Raw genomic sequence first — 624 nt, 5'->3', positions numbered from 1 at the left:
TTATAGCCTTGCTTATACAACTTCAGAAGATAATAAAGATGAATATAGTCTTGAATTTAATTCAAATAAAATGGAACTTAATTATTTAAAAAATAATAAAAAAGTTTATAAAGAAACTTATAATTTTGAAGATATTATTGAAACTATAGAGTGCGATTTAGTAGAAATATTACTTGAAAATGTTTAAAATTTTAATTAAATAAAAATAGGAGTGATTCAATTATGAAAATTAGAATCTTTTCAATAGAAAAAATGAAAAAAATGGGTTGCTTTTTTATGACTATTCCATACAAAAACTACATAGATAAAAGCTTTATTTTCTATGACCCTGACAAAGAAATAACAAGTGAACAAGATTATCTAAAGCTATCTGAAGATAGGAAAATAGATAAGCAATGTTCTATGTATCAATGTTGCTCTACTGAAGAAATAAAAAAAATTGCATTAAATGAATTTAATGTAAATCTAAATGAAAAATGGATTAGTATTGAAGATATTTATATTCCAAATTTAGAAAATATTTTATTTGAAAAAGTTTAAATTTTTTCATTTTCCTACTAGAAATTAGTAGGAAAAAATGATATAATATAAATGAAAAAGGAGCTACTTAATGTAGCCCCTTCA

The 624-nt window shown here is 21.6% G+C and carries 2 protein-coding genes; both read left to right on the top strand.

Translation table 11 applies throughout. The annotated features are described in order from the left end of the window. Positions 1-187: hypothetical protein (locus L988_RS13875; RefSeq protein ID WP_047384380.1), on the top strand; the 187-nt coding region annotated here is incomplete at its 5' end. A 35-nt stretch (positions 188-222) separates the two neighbouring features. Continuing rightward, positions 223-540: a hypothetical protein gene (locus L988_RS11390; protein WP_047384379.1), complete on the top strand. Its 318-nt coding sequence runs from the start codon at positions 223-225 to the stop codon at positions 538-540. The last annotated feature ends 84 nt before the right edge of the window (positions 541-624 follow it).

Source organism: Cetobacterium sp. ZWU0022 (assembly GCF_000800875.1).
Taxonomy (GTDB): Bacteria; Fusobacteriota; Fusobacteriia; order Fusobacteriales; family Fusobacteriaceae; genus Cetobacterium_A.
The sequence above is the reverse complement of the archived record's forward strand: the minus strand, read 5'-3'. Positions and strand labels throughout refer to the sequence as shown.

Bases quoted from the DNA above. Each gene is read 5' to 3' on its own strand.
- L988_RS11390 (WP_047384379.1), top strand. From the start codon at position 223: ATGAAAATTAGAATCTTTTCAATAGAAAAAATGAAAAAAATGGGTTGC.